Source organism: Bartonella sp. OT172YNZD (genome assembly GCF_042193725.1).
GTDB lineage: Bacteria > Pseudomonadota > Alphaproteobacteria > Rhizobiales > Rhizobiaceae > Bartonella > Bartonella grahamii_A.
Window position 1 is genome coordinate 1 of the sequence record NZ_JBHILZ010000117.1, and the last position, 551, is coordinate 551.

General features: G+C 43.6%; 1 protein-coding gene. It reads right to left on the bottom strand.

Annotated elements, in window-relative coordinates:
• Window positions 1-57 precede the first annotated feature (57 nt).
• Window positions 58-534, bottom strand: coding sequence for a crossover junction endodeoxyribonuclease RuvC (locus ACFIJS_RS09335; RefSeq protein WP_375651356.1), 477 nt, complete (start codon window positions 532-534; stop codon window positions 58-60).
• Window positions 535-551: the final 17 nt, after the last annotated feature.

Genomic DNA, 551 nt, shown 5'->3' on the forward strand with positions numbered 1-551 from the left:
ATTCCATCTGTACCACTTATCCAGTCATACAAATGGAATCTTATCCATGGCATACCATTAGACATGCGCATCCCCTTCTTTCATTAAATATAAAATTGCCAAAGCATCTGCTTCGTTGTCGTCACAAGGCGCGTGACCTTTTGCACGCATTGCCTTAATCATTTCTTCTTTTGAGGCATTTCCTTTGCCTGTCATTGCTTTCTTAATGGTACCAACGGGAATGCCTTCATACGGTATCTGATGATGTTCACACCACGCCGTTAATGTTGCTAGAAAGCCCCCATAAACATGAGAAGCGTCTGTACCCACATGCCGACGTACCTCTTCAAAATACACCGCATCAATTTCATCAACAGACCTCTTTAGTTCAGAAAGCCATTTCTTAAAGCGCAAGTAACGCATGCCACCGCCTTCAAAACGGCGTGATTGAAAATGTTCTGTATCACTTGTGATAAAACCATCTGCATCACGAAGCGCCCAGCCAGTCTTAGTGCCTAGATCAAGACAGAGAATGGTTTGTGCATTAGTGATCATAATCCCCCCTTAAGGCT